The 20557-nt window shown below is 52.3% G+C and carries 11 protein-coding genes; 4 read left to right on the forward strand and 7 right to left on the reverse strand.

The features are described 5' to 3' along the window. The first annotated feature begins 402 nt into the window (after positions 1 to 402). Together AC5S27_RS17995 and AC5S27_RS18000 are read left to right on the forward strand one after the other, a co-directional pair. Positions 403 to 1185, forward strand: coding sequence for a hypothetical protein (locus AC5S27_RS17995; RefSeq protein ID WP_493935949.1), 783 nt, complete (start codon positions 403 to 405; stop codon positions 1183 to 1185). Then, complete coding sequence (locus AC5S27_RS18000) at positions 1182 to 1742, forward strand: hypothetical protein (protein WP_493935950.1); 561 nt, start codon at positions 1182 to 1184, stop codon at positions 1740 to 1742. The genes AC5S27_RS17995 and AC5S27_RS18000 overlap by 4 nt, the downstream gene beginning before the upstream one ends. Positions 1743 to 1817: 75 nt before the next feature. Here AC5S27_RS18000 and AC5S27_RS18005 read toward each other — a convergent pair whose 3' ends face one another. The 3 genes from AC5S27_RS18005 to AC5S27_RS18015 form a co-directional block, all read right to left on the reverse strand. Further along, on the reverse strand, positions 1818 to 2387 hold the full coding sequence (locus AC5S27_RS18005; RefSeq protein WP_493935951.1) for a helix-turn-helix domain-containing protein: 570 nt from the start codon (positions 2385 to 2387) through the stop codon (positions 1818 to 1820). Positions 2388 to 3105: 718 nt separating this feature from the next. After that, positions 3106 to 3843 carry a hypothetical protein gene (locus AC5S27_RS18010; protein ID WP_493935952.1) on the reverse strand — a complete coding sequence of 246 codons (738 nt, stop codon included), beginning with the start codon at positions 3841 to 3843 and terminating at the stop codon, positions 3106 to 3108. Between the two features lie 1256 nt (positions 3844 to 5099). After that, a complete protein-coding gene (locus tag AC5S27_RS18015; protein WP_493935953.1) occupies positions 5100 to 6470 on the reverse strand; it encodes a phosphotransferase family protein in 1371 nt (456 codons plus the stop codon). 486 nt (positions 6471 to 6956) lie between these two features. Between AC5S27_RS18015 and AC5S27_RS18020 the strand changes: the two genes are divergently transcribed. Then, a complete protein-coding gene (locus tag AC5S27_RS18020) occupies positions 6957 to 7091 on the forward strand; it encodes a hypothetical protein (protein WP_493935954.1) in 135 nt (44 codons plus the stop codon). A 1076-nt stretch (positions 7092 to 8167) separates the two neighbouring features. Here the strand turns inward: AC5S27_RS18020 and AC5S27_RS18025 are convergent. From AC5S27_RS18025 to AC5S27_RS18040, 4 genes are all read right to left on the reverse strand, one after another. Beyond that, a complete protein-coding gene (locus tag AC5S27_RS18025; protein WP_493937330.1) occupies positions 8168 to 8413 on the reverse strand; it encodes a hypothetical protein in 246 nt (81 codons plus the stop codon). A 698-nt stretch (positions 8414 to 9111) separates the two neighbouring features. Then, a complete protein-coding gene (locus AC5S27_RS18030; protein WP_493935955.1) occupies positions 9112 to 14484 on the reverse strand; it encodes an RHS repeat-associated core domain-containing protein in 5373 nt (1790 codons plus the stop codon). A gap of 799 nt (positions 14485 to 15283) precedes the next feature. Beyond that, positions 15284 to 17293, reverse strand: coding sequence for a M6 family metalloprotease domain-containing protein (locus tag AC5S27_RS18035; RefSeq protein WP_493935956.1), 2010 nt, complete (start codon positions 17291 to 17293; stop codon positions 15284 to 15286). Between the two features lie 120 nt (positions 17294 to 17413). After that, positions 17414 to 19219 (reverse strand): hypothetical protein, encoded by a 1806-nt coding sequence (locus tag AC5S27_RS18040; RefSeq protein ID WP_493935957.1) that lies wholly within the window; start codon positions 19217 to 19219, stop codon positions 17414 to 17416. A 475-nt stretch (positions 19220 to 19694) separates the two neighbouring features. Here AC5S27_RS18040 and AC5S27_RS18045 point away from each other — a divergent pair, with 475 nt between their 5' ends. Continuing rightward, positions 19695 to 20360, forward strand: a complete 666-nt coding sequence (locus AC5S27_RS18045) for an RNA polymerase sigma factor (protein ID WP_493935958.1) — start codon at positions 19695 to 19697, stop codon at positions 20358 to 20360. Positions 20361 to 20557: the final 197 nt, after the last annotated feature.

A 20557-nucleotide genomic window follows, 5' to 3' on the forward strand; every position in this document is an offset into this window, starting at 1 on the left:
CCTACAGCGACTCCACTATGACCCGCAATTTCGCATAAGCAATCGCGACCAGGAATACGTCGGAATAGCTCTTCACAATCCCTAGTCTCCGCCCAGCGCAAATCTGCGCTGGAAAAGGGGACTACTCCATGAACAAGCACTCTGTCCGTAAACTGACGTTAGCCCTGCTCTTGGTCTTACCGTTCGCTCCAGTTGGGCGCGCATTCGCCTCTGGCACTGGCCTCACCTCGCCCCCTCCCCCAACCCCGACTACACCCGCACCCCCCGCGCCTAGTGGAGTGACCGGGACCGACCCCGAACCTATCGAACCTGACGTTGTTGGTTTGATTTTGACCATTCTGCATCTGGCGTAGAATCCAGAGCATGACGGCGCCAATCGGCCGCTCTCACGGAGGGATGTGGATGCATTTGACTGGTCTGGATCTTCTGTTCTGGGCGGCCGGCCTTGGAGTACACCTGATACTTCTCGGCGTGCTGTTGATTCGCGGTCGATACAGGACTGTCCCCTTCTTCACAGCGTTCATTCTTGCCAATGTCGGCAGGACCGCAATCCTCTATTTGGTTGAAAGTGATGGCACGAAAGGGGACTACTTCTATTCCTATTGGTCTCTCGCAGTATTCGACGTCTGCATGCAGCTAGCAGTGGTTTACGAGATGTACTCGCTCACCTTTCGCCCACTCGGAAAGTGGGCACCCGATTTGTGCAGATCGTTCGTCTGGCTGGTGGGAGCCAGTATCGCTGTCGCAGTGGGGTTGACTTGGCTTGCGACTCCACATGCACGCTTATGGATGCAAGTTGTGGTGATCAAGGGAAGTTTCTTTTTCTCCACTTGCATGAGTGAACTGTTCGTTGGGATGATCGTCATTTCTGTGAGATCCGGACTCCCATGGAAAAGCCACGTAGCGAGAATTTCCCAAGGGTTCGGCGTGTATTCAATTCTTGACGTTTTGATCGAAGCGGGGCATAGTTATTTCGGTGTGGGGCGCGATACGCATTTGTACACAAATCTTTCGCACTTTCGGATGTCCTTATATCTAGTGTGTGTCGTCTATTGGATTGTGATGCTTTCACTTAAGGCACCCGACCCAAGACCGCTTCCAGATAGCCTGCGACTGCGGTTGACGGATCTGCAATCCCGATTGAGTCTAGACCTCGCCAAGGTTCGAGCCAGGAGAAGCTCGTGATCGACCGCGCTACCTGGTTTCTTGTCGCGGTCGGAGTCTTTTTGGTGTGCCTTCCGGCAATTGCACTGTATTACTTTCGACGCGCCCCGACGTCTTCTCAAGATGATTGGGAGAGCATTTTGAAACGATTGGTGCCTGTTGATCGAAGCCGTGTAGCGGAAGTAGCACTCGACATCATCGATGAATCCGGGCAACAGAGGAGAGATGAATCGAGCGCAGTTCTTGAGCCTTCAGAAATCTGGAAGCTAGTCGGCGGTATGGAGGGTCTTAAGGCTATCGAGGCCAATTGCATGGTACTAATCGACCTCGCATTTTATGTCCAACAAAGGTATCCAGAAGCGGTTGTCACCACAGAGCAGTTGCGGCTAAGCGCTCGGGAGATTGCGTGGCATGTGGAAAGACTGAAAGCTGCGGCTGAAACTGGCAAACTCGACAGCGTCTTCGCCATGTACGCACAGCGAGCAACAGCCGCCTACTATCTGATGACGCGGCAGGTTCTGGCGCTATACGAGCATGACGGTCTCCCCATGCTGGCCAGATTGCAAAGTGCTCTTTAGTCGCCTTGAGCAGAAATGACATCCTTACCGACCCGAGAATATGTGACAGCCGCCAGAAATATCTTTATTGCCGCCTTACTGTGTCGGGTTCGACTTCTCCAATCTGAGGAGGACAACTGCCACTCGGCCGATCACATCCACTTCCTTCTTGTATCTCCAGCGAGTTGCCGTGACGTACGAAAGTGGATGAGGAGCTAGCGTCAGCCACTCTCCGTCTTTGTCTAGCTCGCACCATCCGCAGACGTAGCCGGCGCGCGTCATCAGGAAATAGATCGGACGATCAAATTCATTGGTCCATTCTCGGCGGTGAGCAATGGCGCGCCGCTGAATGTTGATGAGAACAATCGAGCCTCCCGGAATCATCGGCTCCATCGTCTTATCGAGCCGGCCAATAACGCCCCGGCGGTAGTGGCTGGGAACATGCTCCTCTGGAGAGAGCAGAGTCGTCTCGTCGGGAATCGGTCCATCTGCCACACTGTCAGGCAGCCAGGTCCTCGCCTGTCTTTCAAACGGACCGCCCGTCAGGAGGAGTGTTGCATTTGGGCCTGAAAGACCGTCGAATCTGGCAGGATGGCGGCTCTCTGCAGAGCAAAGCCCAAGCAATTCGCTTGGGGAGATGCTGTAGACGACAGCCAGTACGATCATTTTCGCTGCCGAAAGGTGCCGGTCCTCACGTTCGACCCGGTCCAACCAGCTTGCGGATATCCGATATGAGGGGTTATCCCAATCCTTAGCTAACCGCGCACTCCTCTCCTCCACTTCCCGGAGAGTGAGATCCCATCTCTGCCGGATCGATCGAAGTTTGGCGCCGATTCCTTTCACCTGTAATCCTCCGGACAAGACATGACAACAGATTGAGTCACAGACGAGTTATTGGATGCAAATGTTCATGTTTCAGTTTGAGGCCATGAAAGTCACACCGAGTTACCCAAGTCATGTATCAAAAGTCCGAGGATAAGGGCGCCTGACCGCGCAAATGTTCAAACTTCGCAATGACACCCAATTCTCCAAAGCTGACACCGAATATCTACATGCGGCCAAACGCCATTGGCCTCTCATGCTGGCAGCTATCAACCGAATGCGGGCGATGTGCGCCATTCCACCGACGATGAATACATTCCGCTCCTTACGGGGCTACAACGTCCAGTAATCGAAGGGCTCATGCCAAGGAAAGTGATGGAAGAAGCCGTGCTCGGCGTTTTCGATCCACTGGGCCGCGAGGAGGTAGCCTGTAACGAGAGCAAACAGAAGCACACATCCGCATAGAACTCTCCCCACTAGTTCTATGAAAGAAAACAAATCGGATCTGGACTTCAGTCCACAATGAGGACACGGACTACCATCCCTATTGGAAACCAATACGTCAGCCCAGACTGACGCGATACCCTTCTTCAGTTTCATCATCAACATCCTCTCCCTCAATTGGCGTATCGCCGTTCCGTGACGATGCAAACGCTGCTCTCTCCTTTTTGTCCCGCCGGACATCTAGGAGTTGTTCCCCTACGGTGTGTTTCGGCGAGTATGCATACATGACATACGCCTCAAATAGCGACTGATTTGGAAGCCCACGCCTCAGCAGATCAGGTAGATGCTGGCTGTAGGCTTGCTTCAGCGATTCTGGCGTGATTATGTACGTGGGACGCTTGCCTTTCGTAATTACCGTCGCCTGCAGCCATCCTTGGTCAATCCAGTAGTGGATCTCCGATTTGCGCACACGCAGCGCGTTTGCCAGGCTGTCAATCGAGAAAGCGTCGCAGCGGATGTCCCGCAGGCAGAGTCCGTTTCGTTGGAGCATGCTGCGGATAGATTTTGGCGTTCGATCGAGCTTCTTCGCAATCTCGTCTACGGATCTCTTCACGAGCTCTTCCCGAACAAACTCAACTTCCTCATCCGTCCAACGGCGATGGTCTACTCGACCTTTGAGCCCATGCTGAATCACGAAGCGCCAGCATTGTTCGCGAGGGCGCCCCGTGTGGCGCTGAAGGCGGACTACGAGTTGTTCTAATTTGTTGCCTGAGAGAACCTTGGCCTGGGCGGCAAGTGCCAACGCCTCCTTGCCCCACCGCTGAACGATTCCCAAAGACTGGCAGGTAGTGGCCATACGAGCCTCGATTAGCAATAGTCAATCGCAGACAGGTTTTTGACGTCCTCACATATATAGCCTTGGAATTGTGGAAAAGCGGACACTTCAAGTGGAAAAGACATAGAAAAATGTGGAAATTGAAGACGCGCTCCGATAACTTCTAGTTATAAGGAGGCGGCCGTGAAATGCAGCGGTCTGCTTCATAACTCTTGAGTGAGTTGACTTATGATGTCACCTTCCCCCTCAGACCTGTGCTGGGTCATCGGACTCACGCCGAATGGGCGGTGGATACTGCCGGTCGTGCGCGCCGCTGTAGGGCTTGAACTCGAAAGGGCTCGAGGAATTGCGCGGGCTCGACTTGGGGATGAAAGGTTGGCTTCAGAGATCATGGAGCTTGCGATCCAGCAGACTGTGGAGTCGCTTGCGGATATGAGCCCTATCGGGATCGAAGAGACTCAAGCGATCCTTGCGCGCCTCTATCGAAACGAGGTGAGACGCCGGCTCCGCAGGAGCTCCAGACTTAGCTATCGTGGATCCACCGCTCAACTTGAGTGCTTGAACCCAACGGAAGAGACCACTTCCTCAGCCGTCGAGGCCGAGATCGATCTCGAAAGGCTCCTACGTGAAACGCAGCGGGAAACGCGAATTGCGATGCTCTTGCGCTATGGCTCTCGCAGCCGATGGAAGGATGTAGCTCAAGAGCTCGCGAAGTCTACAGAAGCTACGCGCAAGGCGTGCGAGCGGGAGATGGAACGCATTCGCAAGGCCCTTGGACTTTAATTCAAGCCGTATTAAAATCGATCGCGCTCCCATAACTATCAAGAGGATTGCAGTGAGTAAAGAATCACGTCGTAAGAACGATGACGAGAACGATGACGACCTGTTCGATAACTTACAGGAGTATGTCCTAGAGCACTTTCCGAATCCTGAACGGACTGGATGCCTGGATCGGGAAACGCTCCGTATCTTTGTCGAAGACCCGGGCACACTTGATCTTGCCGACCCAAAATATCTTCACATTTTCCGTTGCGCGGAGTGTACACGTGATTTGATTTGTCTTCGCCGCAGTAGAGACGAGCGGCAAGGTTGGAGAGCACCGAAACTCCAAGAGATGCGAGCAGAGCGTTGGCGATTCTTCAGAAGATTGAGAGAGATTTTTCGCCGGCCGTGAAATCAATCCCGTGGCTTGGTCCTGCAAGGACGACGGCATCTGTTATCGGCTCCCGATTTGTGCGAAGACACAACCACCGCTGATTCCACTTCAACCGGTTCGCCTACGCGCAACGGCTTTGATTCAGGTCAAGCACCGCGATGGCCCGGTCCAATTTTCTGGCCATAGCTCGAAGGTTGCTGTACATCTGGAATTCGTGAGCGCGATCTTGATGAAACCTTTCGTACTGAAGAAAGAGATCAATTGCTGCTGCAACAGTAGGTGCCAGAGTGAGAGCGCGATTGATTTGAGCTCGCGACAGGATCGGCAGCCAACTTGCCCGATATGCTTCTACCAACCTTGATAGCCAAGGATAAGTCTTCGGGTCTTGCGCGATTTGTTCGCGCAAGCACTCAAATGTTACGAACGGGTTGCCAATCGACGCTTGGGCCCAATCGGTGAAGACGCATGCCTGCCTGCCGACAAGAATGTTGTCCAGGCGGAAATCGCCATGCATCAGCGTAGTTGGGATGTTCAGCTCCACCAGTTCTATGCAGGCCTCTTCGAGCCGCATGCTCAATCGTCCGAGTTGGCCCGGCCCAAGCTGCGGCGCGAATCTTGAACTCTGACTCTCCATCGCCTCCTGAGCGGACTTCATCATCTGCGGGATTTGGCCACGAATAAGCGTAGGCCGCAAATCGCGGCAGCCCGAGGCCAGGAGCGCGTTCGCATGGTGGATGCAGCCGATCTGGAGTTCGGCCAAACGACGAACTACTTGAATGCACAAGTCAACGTCCAACGTTTCCTCTAACGGCCCCCCGGCATCTTCCATGCACCAAGCTTTCCAATCCTCACGAGAAGCTACGACTTTCGGCAAATACTCTGGCGCAATGGATGCCAGGACTGTCGTGATGTGGTACTCGTGATCAGACGGTTCGGCAACAGCCTTAAGCCAAGTAAGGGGTGCCTCCTTCTTGCCGAAGCGGATCAGCGCATGGTTTGGACCTGCGTTCAACTGAAGTATTTCCGACGTCAGCGGTGCCCGGTTCCTACGGAGGTCATTGCCGATCCAGCTGTACACTTCCTCAATCCACCCGAATCGCGAGAAGGGCCCTCGACCGGTTTGCCCGTCCACTAATAGAGTCTCGATTGCGTCGCGTTCGGATCTGTTCAGTTCATCTGTGGGAATATCGCAAAGGTCGACCCACGAGCGGGATGTGGGCGGCCGATTCTCGTGGACTCCCTCACGGAGTGCCACGATGACAACCCCATCGCTTCCGGGTTCTTCTCCAACAAAGTCGAGAATAAGCCCCTTGATGCCCCATGTGCTCTCGATTGCCTTCTGGACCTGCTCAGCAGCCCTCGTCCAACGAGGAATCGAGAGACGTGGCAGGCAAAATGAGCACCGGATCTTCTCGGTAAAGACGTGCTTTGTAGAGGAAGAGAGAAGAACCAAGCGATATCTGTCACAAAGCGGACTTTTAATCGTGTCCAACTGGCACCTCCACATCTGAATATGCGAGTTCCCCAGCATCGACGCGCGGCCGCTCTAGAGACTTCGGCGTCCGCTTTCAGGCGAGATGGACCCAGGCTTGTGTCGTTGACCAAGGCAATGCAACAGTCGCGGTTCTCAAGTGCCGAGAAGCTAGTCAAGGCTCTGATAACGGGGACCGCAACTCAGCTCATCAGTCTTCGCACCCTCGCTATACTGACTGGGGCCCGATTGGAGAGTGCCAGTGAAGCCCAAAGCTTTGGGTAGTGCCGTCCAGGACGGCTTGATGGCAGTCTGTCATCCGGCAGATCGTATGACAAGAAAAAGCTGTTCGCAGGATGCGACAATTGTGTCGCTTCTACCTTCAGCTCTTAGTCCGCGTCAAGATCACATGCGGCGTCATGACCGTGCATTCGCGCTGGCTTCAAAGTGCTCTTCCCTAACGCGGCAATAGTTCCCCAGAAACCCGCGAGCGGACTTTAGCCTGAGATGAAGTCGCTCGACTGGGGATTTGATGCCACAGAAACCATGGCTAAGTTGAAGGAGGTCCGCTTCAAGGCGCAAGAGAACGGGTTGCGCGTTGCGCAGCCGATCGCCCAAGAGGCTGCAACGGCCGTGGCGTAGCGAAGGAGGGGCAGGCAACGCTGGCAGCGAAGGGTGAATTCTCGATCAGTGCATAAGCTTCTAAGTTTATTATTTTCATAGATATATCGGTATTATAAGAGGGCAAACCGGATATTCGGATACGGGAGTAGGCCACAAGACGCAGCGGTTCCGTTTACCGGCATTAGGGTGTCGAGCCTGCTAAGATGAATGAGATCGCAAACGCACCCAAGACCTCCAAAAAGGCTGGATTAGCGGCCATTCCTTCCTGTGCAGTGCAGGCTTTCAGCGACGGCCATACTCGGCGGGAGGACAGGCTGTTTTAGCGCCAACGATTTAAAGAGACTGGTATTAGGACATGAAAGGGTCGGGCTCGGTGCACACTCTGAAGAACCGGACCCAAGGAGACCCGACCCCACCTGTCGCCGCACCATGGCAACACAAGCTCAGAGCATGGGGTCAGTGAAGGACATCCAAGCGCACCTCCGGCATGCGAAGGCTGATACCACCGCCAACGAGTACATGCAGGAGTTACCGGAAAGCGTGAAGACGATGGCCGGATCGGTCTACGCGATGATCAAGAAGGGAGGAATTTGCGAACAAGGTTTTGGAGATTTGCTACCAAATGCTACCAAATCGTCCGAATCAACTGCTGTAAGTTATTGAGAAATATGGTGGGCACGAGGAGACTCGAACTCCTGACCTCCACCGTGTCAATCGGCTCACGTTAGGTTTTTCAACGACTTACAACACCGTGGGGACTGCCTAAACACACGGAAAACGCGCAAGAACGCAGCATTTGTGGGCTGGGCTGTGGGTTCGATATTCACATACTTAGGCCCGTCTGCGAGCTTGCCTGCTGAATCTTGGGAGGGCTTATCTCTGCGAGTAGCGATTCAACCGTGTCTAAGGTGCCGCGATGATGATGGCTACGATAGCGTGAAGCTCCGTCGTTATTCACAAATCTTCCTAGGTACGGCACGCGCCCGTGAGGACAAGGATGTCTGTTTCGTATGATTCTTCGACCGACTTCAGGTTTTTAACTAACGTCTGCGTGTCCAGTTGCAATATTGCTTGTGCAGCCTCGGAATCGGCCATCACCTGCGTCCACTTGTGCTGGCAATCAAAAGATCCAGCGGGGTCAGGGCCAGGCGGATTTTGGCGAAGGGAACAGAGTAGTCATTTCGGAGCACCATCAGTTCCACTGTCGCTATCTGAATGATGGATTTCATTCGACGAAAGACCGAAAATAAGACCGCGCTGAGGTTCCGATCGCGGAGGAGTTCAACGACCTCGGGGCAAATGCCGTCCAGCATTCTTGTCTTGCTACGAATGGCTGCCACATCCAATTTTTACGCAGCGGTGACTCGCTCCTCCGGCACACCGTTCCTCAGGGCCTCAAGGAGCATGAAATGCTGGGCGGCCGGAGGGATAGGACAATTCTTAGAGCCACGACCCTGAAGAGGGGAGGATTAAAACCTTCTCGGACGTAAGAAGACCGGATTCAATAAACAGGTTTCCGTCTCCTGTCGCACATGATTCCCCTCATGCTTCGTAAGTTTCGAATGCTACGGATTAGTCGGGTCGCACTTAATCTCAATCGGTTCGACGTTTGAAACAGACTGAATGACTATTTGGGTGGGCATTTCATTTTGTGGAGTTAGTCCTGTAGCCGGGACCCTATCTACAGTTCCCTGGATTGTAGCCTTTACAAATCTAGAACTGACGGCACACTTATTGACAGTTTTGAGAGACCTTCTCATAAGAGCCCACTGATCGTCTAAAGTGGGATGGTATCGATGTCCCAATGCTTGATAATCATCACCAAACGCAAAATTAAAACGACAATCGCCGCTTGTGATGAAGCCTCTTTCGAGACCGAAGACAATCTCACCGTGGAATTCAATTCTTTGACCTAGCAGGCGATTAGGGTCCGTTTGGACAGTGCATAACGATACCTGTTTCGGTCCGCGTTTAGCTTGAACGAATCCTGGCAGAGCAACAATCAAGACTACCAATATCATTAACCGCATCCTTTTCACTATTTGCATCCCCCTTCCTGTCCGGCACAATCTGCTTTCGCTCCGTCTTTAGCTGCAGCATTTACTCCTTTAGTTCTTAATGAATCGATCGTTGCGGCATCAAGATCCGCCCAATTCGATCTCCATAGCCAATTAAACTTGCTCAAATCATAGACCCCATCCGGCCCTGGCGTGTAGTCAGCTGGCGTTTTATTGTCGCTGTAACCAATTGACTGGGCAAAAAAAGACTCTGTTTCATAAGCATCGTGCTCCTGCGCGTAAGCCTGCTGTAAGGTAAACCTCCCTGGGGTAATCTCGCCAGCGTGAACACCCTCATGCGCCGCATCTGCCTGACCGGACTCATTCTCACCTGTTGGATTGAGTCTGATGTTAATCGTCGTAGTTGAACCTTTCTCAAAATTAGTGTCACCCGGAGTACTCAATTTGGTATCTGCGCTGATATTGACAGTCTGACCTCGTGCGTTTTTCTCACCCTCCGCTCCTAGGCCGTCCAATGTCCGCTTAAGCGCGCCAGCTGCCTTGCTATCGCCGCTGGCGATCGCTTTATCGTAAGCGGTCTTTGTGGCCGCAAACATGGCGCGAACGTTCTTCTGAGTGTCTGCAAATGCAGCATTGCAAGCCGCGTCCGAGGGAGTGCAGGTATTTTTTAAGAAATAAAGTCCCGTTGGATCAATGTTTCTCAATGGGTTATTTCCGGCGTAAGCATACCTGTTCCACGTTTGAGGATTACCTGGATGTCCACTAGCCAAAAGTGGGTCAGGTGACATGAAGCGTCCCATGCTCGAAGCATAGTATCTCGCTCCAAAATAATCATTCCCTGATTCCTGGTCACGTTCTTTGCCGGTAAAATGATGCTCAGTCGCATCCAAGGCAGCGCTTGATCCTATAGGAGAGCAGTCCGTTATGCGTGTGTTGCCTAGATTGTTGCCAAAGGGTAGACTCGCACAGCCGATCTCTGCCACCCCGGTCCCAGATACCTGTACGCGTTTCGTGCCGAGTGGATCTGCCAGTGCAAAATGTAAACCCCCGTTCGTAAAATCATATGTAGCGATGGTTCCGCCGAGCCTTATATTCGTATGCACAGGAGCGCCAGAGCCGTCTAATTCAGTGATTACTTCACTCTGCTTACCCAGCAGATATTGCCGATTAAGCGCGAACCCGTTTGAAATAAGCGGCTGCGAACAGGTAAGCCCGCTTACTGATCCTTTGGCGACACGTTCTCCAGAAGCATTGTAAAAATATTGGACAAATGCAGTAGTACCAGTGAGATTGTAGCTTACCGCACATAAACGCCCTTCCGGGTCGTAAGCATATCCATTCTGGCCATCGTATGTAACGTTTCCGGACGCATCGTATGTAAACGCATCAATTCTGTTGTTGTTATGGGTTGTATATGTCGCGCTAGTTCGTTGTGCATTATCGTTCGCGCCGGCAGTGCATGGTGTAGTGGTGGTTGTTGAAAAAGCTTCGAGCGTCCGATTCCCAAAGGCATCGTAAGTCCAACAACCGGTCTCGCCCGAGAAAGCGCCGCTCGATGCTCGCGCCGATATCAAACGATTCAAAGTGTCATATTGAAAGTTCCATGACCCAGTAACTGTGTCCGAATATAGAAGCAAATTTCCATTCAATGAATAACCGCCAACCGGAACTGTATAGCTATAGAGAGAACCTGCACTCTCTGAAACTATTCGGCCACGATTGTCGTACTGGCTTGCTACGGTGACGGCGGCTGTGGCCAAAGATGCCGGTAAACCGAATTTTGCATTCACCAGCCTCCCTGCAGGATCATAAGAAGCTGGGCTAGTAGACGATGCTTGCATCAGAATTGGCGGATAAGTAAGTGCGCTCCATGTCGGGGGCTGAGTAGTAACGGCTGCCTGCTGTAACCGGCCCGCCCCCGAATACGAATAATTAAAACTCAGAGCATTGGCAGCAGCCGTCAATCCGTTCGTGCTGCTCGTGATATTTCCTGCGAGATCGTAAGAATATGCGACTTTGCGCGCAACTCCACTTGGTGAGACCGATGGATCTACCATCTGCCACAACTGGGTTGTGCGGCCCAGCGCATCATAACTAAATGCCGTCATGCTCAGGCAAGCGTTACCCGCCAAATTCAAGATACAAGTCCAGCTAGGGCGCCCAATCACATTGCTGGTACTGAACCCTGTTGTCCCCATGGTAATACTCTCAGCGTCATAACCGAAAAGTGCGGGCGGCGTTACTCCATCGCTATATGATTTCTGCGTCAACCGATTCAATGCGTCGTATGTGTAGCTTGTAGTAATTCCCCTCGCATCTGTCCTAGCTGTCAGATTACTATTAAGATCATATCCGTTTATGCAATTGGCACCACTCCACGTCCCGTAACAGGTTGCCCCTGCCTCTGGGCTACTTGCGGTAATGAGTCTTGATAGGCTGTCATAGGTGAAGGACCGAATTCGTGCCCCGGCTGACCCGCTCGCGCCTCCCCACTGAGTGACTTTAGTTAAATTGCCTAGGGTGTCGTATAGGTAGTCGGTTTGCAGCGACGGCGTGGTTGAAGTACCGTTCGGCTCTAGCACAGTCTGGGTGCGGCCTAAGCCATCAACAGTCTTTGACCACTGATTGCCACTTTCATCACTGACAGTGGTCATATTACCGCTGAATGTCCACGTTTGAGTGCTGGTACCGTCTGGATCAACCCTGCTCACCATTCTGCCTAGATTATCGTAACCGTACGTCGTTACTCCATAAGTGCTATCTGATGTCGTACGGTAGGGGTTCCATTGTTGATACTTTCGTCCGAGCGCGTCATAGCTAATATTTGTTTTTGTTACGCCACTCGTATCTGTCAACAACGTCGTGCCAGATAGTCTACCCAAGCCATCCACAAACGACTGAATTTGTTTATTAAGCGTCGGCGATATCTTTTGCGTTACAGTGGTACCGATACTCCCTGTATCGTTGTACTGGATATCTGTCTCTCCATGAATGGTGGTGCCTGGATACAGGTCTGGATAGGTGATCTTTTTTAGCCGCCCTAGCGGATCGCTATAGTCATATGAGGTCGTTTGGCTATTGGCGTCTGTGATGCTAGATTTTTGACCGGTATTAAAATCATAGACAATCGTAGTTGTCTGGCCACTAGCATTCGTAACGGAGGTCGGCAAAGCACCTGCATAGGTCGATCCATATGTATACGTTGTCGTGTATCCTTTAGGATCGATCTGCTGATAGGTTACGCCAGTATCATACCAATTAGTGTGCCATTGGGGACTGGTTCCACCGAGAAGCATATTCGTTGTCGTTGTTGCGTGACCAAATATTAGGTTTGGGGGTGTGACGTGTTGCGTGCTGACGCCCGACGCCGTTAGATAGCTAGCTTGATCGTAAGTGTAGTCTGTCTCAGCAACCGTAGTTCCTGCCGCGTTAAGCGTTTTGGTAGAAGATGGCGTAGAGAGGATATTCGCGGTGAGATAATTACTGTTTGTTTGCCACAGATACGCTGTCTTCTGTTCTCTCAACAGAGACCCTGGCGCTCCCGACCCATAATCATAGTCCTTAAGATCGTATTGAATTCCATAATTGTAATTGAATGAGTTGGGCTGCGTAATTCCTCCATAGCCGATACTGGATACCGTCACGCTACAGCAATAGGCCATGGTCTGTTGTGTTGTCTTACTTCCATCTAGAGTAGTAATTACAGTCGTGGGGAATATTCCAATAAAGGGCGGCTGACCATCACTTATGCCTGCCTGTGTCATATACGATGTTTTGACATCTTTCTTCAAAACAAGGCCCGTAGAAGTGTATTGAAATGATTTTTGTTCTGTCACCGATGGCGCAGCGATACCATAGATATACTGTTCAACATTTTGAGCCGGGTCCGTTACGACGGTTCCTGAAACTCCGCTGATGACTCCGGCGTAGTTATAGGTCCATGTGTGTGGCCCTGTACCATCGTTAGCGTCAACACTTCTGGATGTCACCCAAGCAGAACAAAAGTCGTTGCTGCTAACACGCTGTCTCAGAGCATACTGGTACGATATCGAGCCACCAGTCGGGAATGTGACTTTGGTTAGCTCGCCGAAGTTGATTGTCGAAGGGTCACCTGAAGCACGAGCATCGTATTCGAATGTCCATGTTGAACCATTCGGAAGGATGATGCTTTGCAACATTGGCGTGTTCGCTGGTGAGCCGTAGGGTGCGCCTGAGTCGGCAGGTGAGGCAGTCGCGCAAGTTCCGACGGTGGGAAATCTTATCGGTATGGTGGCATAGCAAAAGGTATACGTTACGTCGGTTCCTTCGGCGCCAGGAACAGTCCACGTCTTTACAGAACTAATGGGTAAAGGCCCCGTACATCCGCTTGTGTCGGTTGTAGTTATCCCGGGAGGCGCTTGAACCGATCGGCCCATGGTGTCGGTAATCGTTCCTGATGCCAAATACGAACTACGGCCCGTTGCGCTGATAGTATTTCCGTCCACGTCTTCGCGCAGGACCGTCCCTGAGCTAAAATACGTAGTTCCTTGCGAGTCAGTAAGAGTACATCCGCCGAAAGAAGGGCATGTTGAAGTCCCGCTTGAACTGGAAGTAGGTCCGCCATTATAGCGAATCGCGGTCCCATCAAGCGTTTCCTGAGAGGTGCCTGCTGGCAATGAGGTGTCTGTACCGAGAACTGCTCCGTAATGTACAGAACCGTCTGCCGAAACTACTTGTTCCGGATAGTAGAGATATTGATTGAGGCAACTGCCGTCAGTGGGGCTTGTATCTCCGGCGGGACATTCTTGGTATGTCTTGGGATAAGCATAAAGATGTTGCGTATCAACAATGCTAAATCCTGATACGTTAGGTAATACTTGAGGCATCATCAGGTAATGACAAGGCGTGAATCCTGGTATACATAGTATCTGGAAAGTAAAAGGTTTCCCATTGTATTGGGCCGCAAAGTCCAACTTCAAGTGAGTGCCGCGTTGTGGATAAGACATCAATGGGATCTTGAGGCTTAGGCCGCCGTTGTAAGTGCTGACAGAATCAATATCGCCGCCGTGATAAGTCTGGTAAGGGGACGTGCCGATCGCATATTCGGGGTTGATTGTTTGTGCAATTGATTTTTGGCCTAAAACCATAGACAGAACAATGGTCAACACAATGGTTGACATGGTGATCTGTGCTGATGCAGATTTGCTTGGCCCTGAGGCTTTAATGCGGTTGACATCTCCATATTGAGGAGAGGCAGTTTTGGGGCCTTGACGATTAATTGAAGGGTAGCCTACTGCGCGACTCATGTTCCGGTTGAGCCCGCATCCTATGACGCGGATATTTAAAGCTGATTCAATACTAACGCTGTGTTTTTCGGTATGGAGGAACAGGGTTTTAAAACCAAATTCAAACATTTAGTGGGCTCCCTGCTCTTTATATCGCACCCCGGGCCCAAAATCCTTTTTGACAATGTTTGCGGTCACAAATTTAACAAAGCTGATGCCCATTTGCCGCTCCCGAATCCCGATGGCCGTTGGACGTATCTAGAGGCTAATAGTCGATTTATGAAACACCCTCAGCGGATTCGCTAGAGCGGAGCTCGGTTGAGAGATCAGCGACAAGGGATCGGATCGCTAGACCCTAGCGACTCGCCGTGTTTCTGGAAATGGGCGAATTCCAGCTTCACCGCTCTACCTTTGATAGATCGAGGTCACAGGTCGCCCAGGGCGTGTAAGCCTGAGAACGCCGTTTAGGCAGTAAAATTTGTGGGTTGAGTTGCGGGTTAGCCCCTCCCCTGCTCTTTTAAATGCCTTCTAATGAATAGCTTAAAAGGCGCAAATAATTGACACTAATCGTGTCAAAATTTCCAACAGTCGTAAGTTGTTGAAACCATGTGCGCCGATGGCTACGGAAAGCACTCAAAAGCACCCAAAAAGACTGGGATTTCGCCTTTAGCACCCTCGCCAGCACCCTCGGCCCCCTGAATGCAACGTCCACCTTGCAATGGTTAGGGCGGTGGCGATGCTCCCAGAGGACTCAACGAAATCGCAACCTAATTACGGACTGAAATGGATTCTGACACTGTGCTTGTGTTAAGACAATCCTGACGGTGAATGATTGGGAACATTCGTCGAACTACTTTGAATGAAGGGAGTAACCGGTGTACTCCCTTTCTGAACTCCAAACTTTGGCAATTCAAGGCTGGTCAGGAGTCTACTTTTGTGGCTGAATCTCCGTAGCTCGGAAAATAAGCGTATGCCCCGTTCCCATTTCTTCAATTGTGTCCAGCGATCCGGTTAGAACGACGGATTTGCCGAGATAGGACGATGCCACCGGCGGTTGTTTCACTGGTTTCTGGCCGGCTTGGCCAGGTGGTAGTTCCAATGCCAGCGGGAGCCGAACTGGAATTGATCGGCCCGTCTGGTCCGTTAGCATCAACTTCGTGTCCGTGAAGTAATTGTCGCCGAAATTTTCAAGCACACCGGCAAGTTTGACTTTTTGGTGTGTGTAGTCGTCCGGCTTGGTCTTCAAGGCCGAGACATTCGATGCGAGTGGCGAGGGCGCCGTACCTGGCGGAAGGAGACTGGGTGGAGTTGGAGTCGCACTAACCGCTCCCGAACAAGTTTTCGACGATAGAAGCAGTTGAGCATGAATGCGGTTACCCTCTTGGTGTATTCCGCAAAGCGCAAAGTTTCCTGGACTGGGAGGGCTGGAAGCCGAATCCAAATTGACATGCCCAGAGTTTCCAAGGAAGACGTCACCGGCATCCTGACGATCTTGTGGTGAGGCCGATTCAAGCCCTGCCCCCCCATCCCCCTCGACCACTCTCACTCCAAGACTGCCGGGAATCACATTGACACGATTGTTTGCCAACCCAAGGGAAAGTACTCCGGGGTTGATCGCTTCTATCAAAAGACCGCTCGCCGGGAGCTTGGCATCATTCCCAGTCTTCTGGATGTTTGAGAGCAAAAAGTACTGATTGCCAACTCCAGGTAGCTGATAGGCCATAGGGGTTGTCTCGATAGGATCGAGACTGATGTCCGGAATATCCGAGGACACTGGTAGCGGAGCAACCCAGCCGAGAAAGCTCTTCGACCACGCAGACATATACGTTGGCAGTTCGGGGCTAATATCGTCTCCTCCCCACGCCCCCGTTGCCATCAGATCCCAATCGCCTACACCTCCGACAGTCTTTCCGTCCACATCGTAAAGGTCGGGGAGCCCGAATGCGTGGCCAAATTCATGAGCCACCACACCGATGGAGTTTGGCGTAACGCCATCACATGCAAGAGCGGGGACAATAACGTAGTCATCAATCTTCAGATTGCCAAATCCGGCCTTTGCCGAAGGCGTGCGCGTTGTATATGCGCCGCCCAGGCTGTCAAGCCTGCCTCGATGCGACCATATAGCCGTATTGCCGGGAACATTCGTACACTCTCCGCCGATTCCTGCGTGCACGATCGCAATGAAATCCACATACCCATCGTCATCGCCGGAATCCGGCCGCTTGTCGGGACCATCATTGTCGAACGGACGCCAATCGACGGCCGAGTTTCTGTCAAGAAGATCGCGAATCAGTTCCCCAACCTTCGCATTGGAGCACAACCCAAGACACGGCTGATCCTGTCCAAATGCGTCTTTGAATGGTTTGCCAGCGTAGTAGTCAGAACTCTGTGGAAGCCCTTCCCAATCCAACACCATTCCTTTCACTGTGAGGTTCTGGTATGACATGGCGCTATAGAATTCGCTGAGAGTAGGTGTGGCAGACGGTCCATCAAAGAACTCCTTTTCTAGAACACTCTTGTCATAAGGTGGGCCGCCTTTATCGGGGAAGAGCGCTAGGGCCACAGGAATCATCTTGACGCCAGCCACGAGAATACCTCCCTGCATATTCGCGGCCGCGAGCGCAAACCCACCGGAGGGTGAGTTGAGCAGCCTTGATCGGTTTGACTGAATCTTCTGGACCAAGCCAAGATAGGACTGCCCAAATGAAAATGCATTGGGCTCACTCTTAAGCCGCTCATAGTAGGCGTCCGGAAGCGTGCGGCCGCTTTGAGATGGAGGAGGAATCTGCGCCTTGCTCGCTCTTTGGTTAATCAAGAGCGCGATGACCATCAACCCGCAAAACACACGCAACCGCGTGGCTCTCTGACATGCATGGCCCTGGATTGCACTGGCTGGAAGCTTGGAGAACAGGCAAGTGAAAGCCGTTTGATTCTTCATTCGATTTCTCCCGGAGGCGCGGCACTCGCGCATCCAAATGTCAGTAGCCAAATGCTTTGTGCGCCGATTGCGCAAAAAGCGCGGATGAGATGGTGCAAGACGACACGAACCGTTGTGCGACTACTTCAATCCCAGCACCTTCTTAGCGTCGCTAATGCTGAAGCCGATCATGACTTGAAGTTTGGCGTGCCACTCCGGATGTGTCGCGCTAGAGTGAGGCGAGTTGAGGCGCTGTTCTCGCTGCACATGCAGGCCCACCATGGGTTGAAACCGAAATGATTTGACCGTTCCCATAAACCCTGTTCCAAAGAACGGTTTTTGTAGAGGCTGATTGCCAATCGGCACCCCCATGGCCACCTTAGGCAACGAGATAGCGAAATTCGAACCGCTATAACCTGCCAGATCAACACCCCACGGGTAAACATCGAACAGAGCGTAGGGGACAACCGAGGTTGTACTCTTGGGCACGATCAGATTGTTCGTGGAATCATATTTGAGGCCTTTGTAGCTTGTAACAGGCATGGCTATGCTGAAGTCCCAATAATGCACGCCTTCGTTAGCGATGGTAAGCGAAGATCCTGACAACGAATTGGCGGCTCCCCCAGTGCCAGTTGGAGCGACCGCAGCTTCTTTTGCAGGATTGGCAGCAGCCTGCGGGGCCTGCATAGGCTCGGCAATTGGAGAATAAGAAGCCAGGGCCAATGCAGGAGGGGCAGATGAGTCCAAATACGTTGCGTGAGCATTGCGAACTGCATGGCCAGGACTCGGGTTTTCTATATCGAGTGATGCATTCGCCTGCTTGGGAACCGCCGCGCATGTTGCAGCAATTGAAGCGTCCATATTCTTGGAGGCGCTCAAATCATTCGAGGTAAAAACCCGGACGGTCCCGTTCAGGTTGGGAGTAAATGTAATAGAGGCCGGCAGATTGGGCTGTTTGAGGAGCACTGTTCCACCCCAGACACCCAACGCAGGAGGTAGCGATTCAACCGGTGGGACCGGTTGAATCGCTACCTGCCCCGCCTCCTTGCTGGCAGCAGCTGCTGCTCCAGAACCTTTCGGCTGCAGAATGGTTATTGCCGTCTGAATCAAATTGGTAAAGTCTTGGTGGTTGAGCGGAGTGGTATGTGTCGCCTTGATGTCGTACGAGATACCGCATGAGTTATCGATACCAAGATGAATTGCGAGGAACGCGACGTTGTTGCTTCCAAGAAGATGGGTCGCTGAAGAAATGGAAGTAACACCTTTACTTTTCCAAGGGACAATTGCTCCAGGTGTCTTCCCTTTCTGCCGATTGAAGAGCAGCCATGCGTCGGACGACTTCGGGGTGGTGCTTCCAGTGACGGGTGGATCCCAGCGCACCATGTGGATGATCGCATAGTCCACTGTAGGCAAAGACTTAGGCGTGGAAGAAGGCGCAGCCTGACTCTCTAGATCTTCATATCGAGTTGGTTTGCCGTCCGCCTCATAGTCGCAAAGTTTTTGTACCTGATCCGCAGAGAAGCCGGGAGCTGCGGCATATTTTGTGATGAGAGTCTGTGCAAGCACACATTCCGCGGACGCCTGTGCGGCGTGACTTGCATCCTTTCCTGCGTCGGATAGAAAACCGTCCTCAGAGAACTGGGGCGATTTGGCATCGAGCTTTGCTTGGCTGGCGAAAGTGGTCGTGTACGGCTGGTCAACGGCAACCTTCACGTCGGTGGTTGGGATGGCATTCCCCGTGAGACCAACCGCCTTGGGCTTCTTGACCACCTGTCCAGCCAGACTGAAGGCCACGTTGAAAATGCATACAGCGGCAGCGAATCGGAGTTGCCCCTGTTTCACAAAATGCTTCCCTGATGGCTGCTTGAAGCCGACTATCCGCCTTACAGCCCGGCGCGGAAAGGAAGTGGGTAGAAAAGAATGCTTCAAGTTTTGCGCCTGTGTCATCGTGATTTCCCCCTGAGCAAGTTTTCTGAATATCTTGGCCGCCTCCCTCAAACCAAATTCGCCTGCGATGACGGCTTGGAAGCCCCGCAGACCGATTCGGGCCGATGTGGCAGCCAGACCGCCGATCTTCTCGCTTGTTTCAGGAAGCTATCCCGGCGGCTACTCACGAGAACGTCAGGGCTTGGACTTTTCCTTCACCGCTCTCAAAATGAATTTGCGCAACTCTACGGCAAAGTCGAGTTTGGGCCGCTTCTGCAGCCGTAGAACGAGACAAAAGCAGCTATATTGCAATGCGGCAGACTTAAGAAGCTGCCTCATTTATGCACTTGCGGCTTCAAAAAGGGATCCGAGACCCGCTTTGATTGCAGGCTCATCCGGGGCATTGCGCTAGAGATCTTTTTTATGAGACAACTTCGAGTGGGGAGTCTTAGGCGCTGCACTATAATTGCGTAACCTGACCACCTTGAGGCCTTCCTTGACCCCAGCCAAAGCAAGTGCGGCAGCGGTAATCAGTGCCTGTCTGGACTCAGGCACGGAAGAGGCTTGGACCGACTTCGTACAGATGTTCCAGCCCCTGATTGCCTCGGTCATCGTGCGGATCATACGGCGATACGGCGAGTTAGACCGGCCGTTGGCCGATGATCTCGTGCAGGACACCTATCTACGGCTTTGCAAAGAAAACTGTAAGGCGCTACGGAGCTTTGAGTATCGTCACGAAGACTCGATCTTCGGATTTGTGAAGGTGGTGGCAGCGTCGGTCGCCATGGACTACTATCGCGGAAGAACAGCAGAAAAGCGGTCGCGAGAAGTTCCCAGCCGCATTGACGACGACCTCTCCGGGGTTCCTGCCCCTAAAGCAGATTTGCTCAGTTCGGTATTGATGAGCGAGATATCTTCCCACCTCGAAAAAATCTCCAATAACGAGCGCGACCGAGCCATATTCTGGCTGTACTACCAGCAGGGATTCACTGCAAAGGACATCTCTCAAATTCCAGGAATTCAACTATCTGCCAAAGGCGTTGAGAGTTCCCTGCTCCGGCTGACTCAAGCTGTTCGCCGTCAGATAAACTCTCGTAGCGCCACAAATGAGGGACGAGACGAAGGACTTTCGCCGCCCTTCCCGGTAGGAGAAGTAAGATGAGCCAGAACAACGGCCACGTCGATTTAGAGGGCTTGGAGCTTTGGCGGAGCGACGCGACCATCTTGACCCGCGAACAGCTTGAAGCGCGCGACAAAATTGCCATCCACCTTGAACAATGCACCGAATGTTCAAAAATGGCTGAGGCTCACACATTGATGTTTGCTCAATCACAATCAATCCATCACCCAGAGGCTTGT

The organism is Acidicapsa borealis (assembly GCF_059115245.1).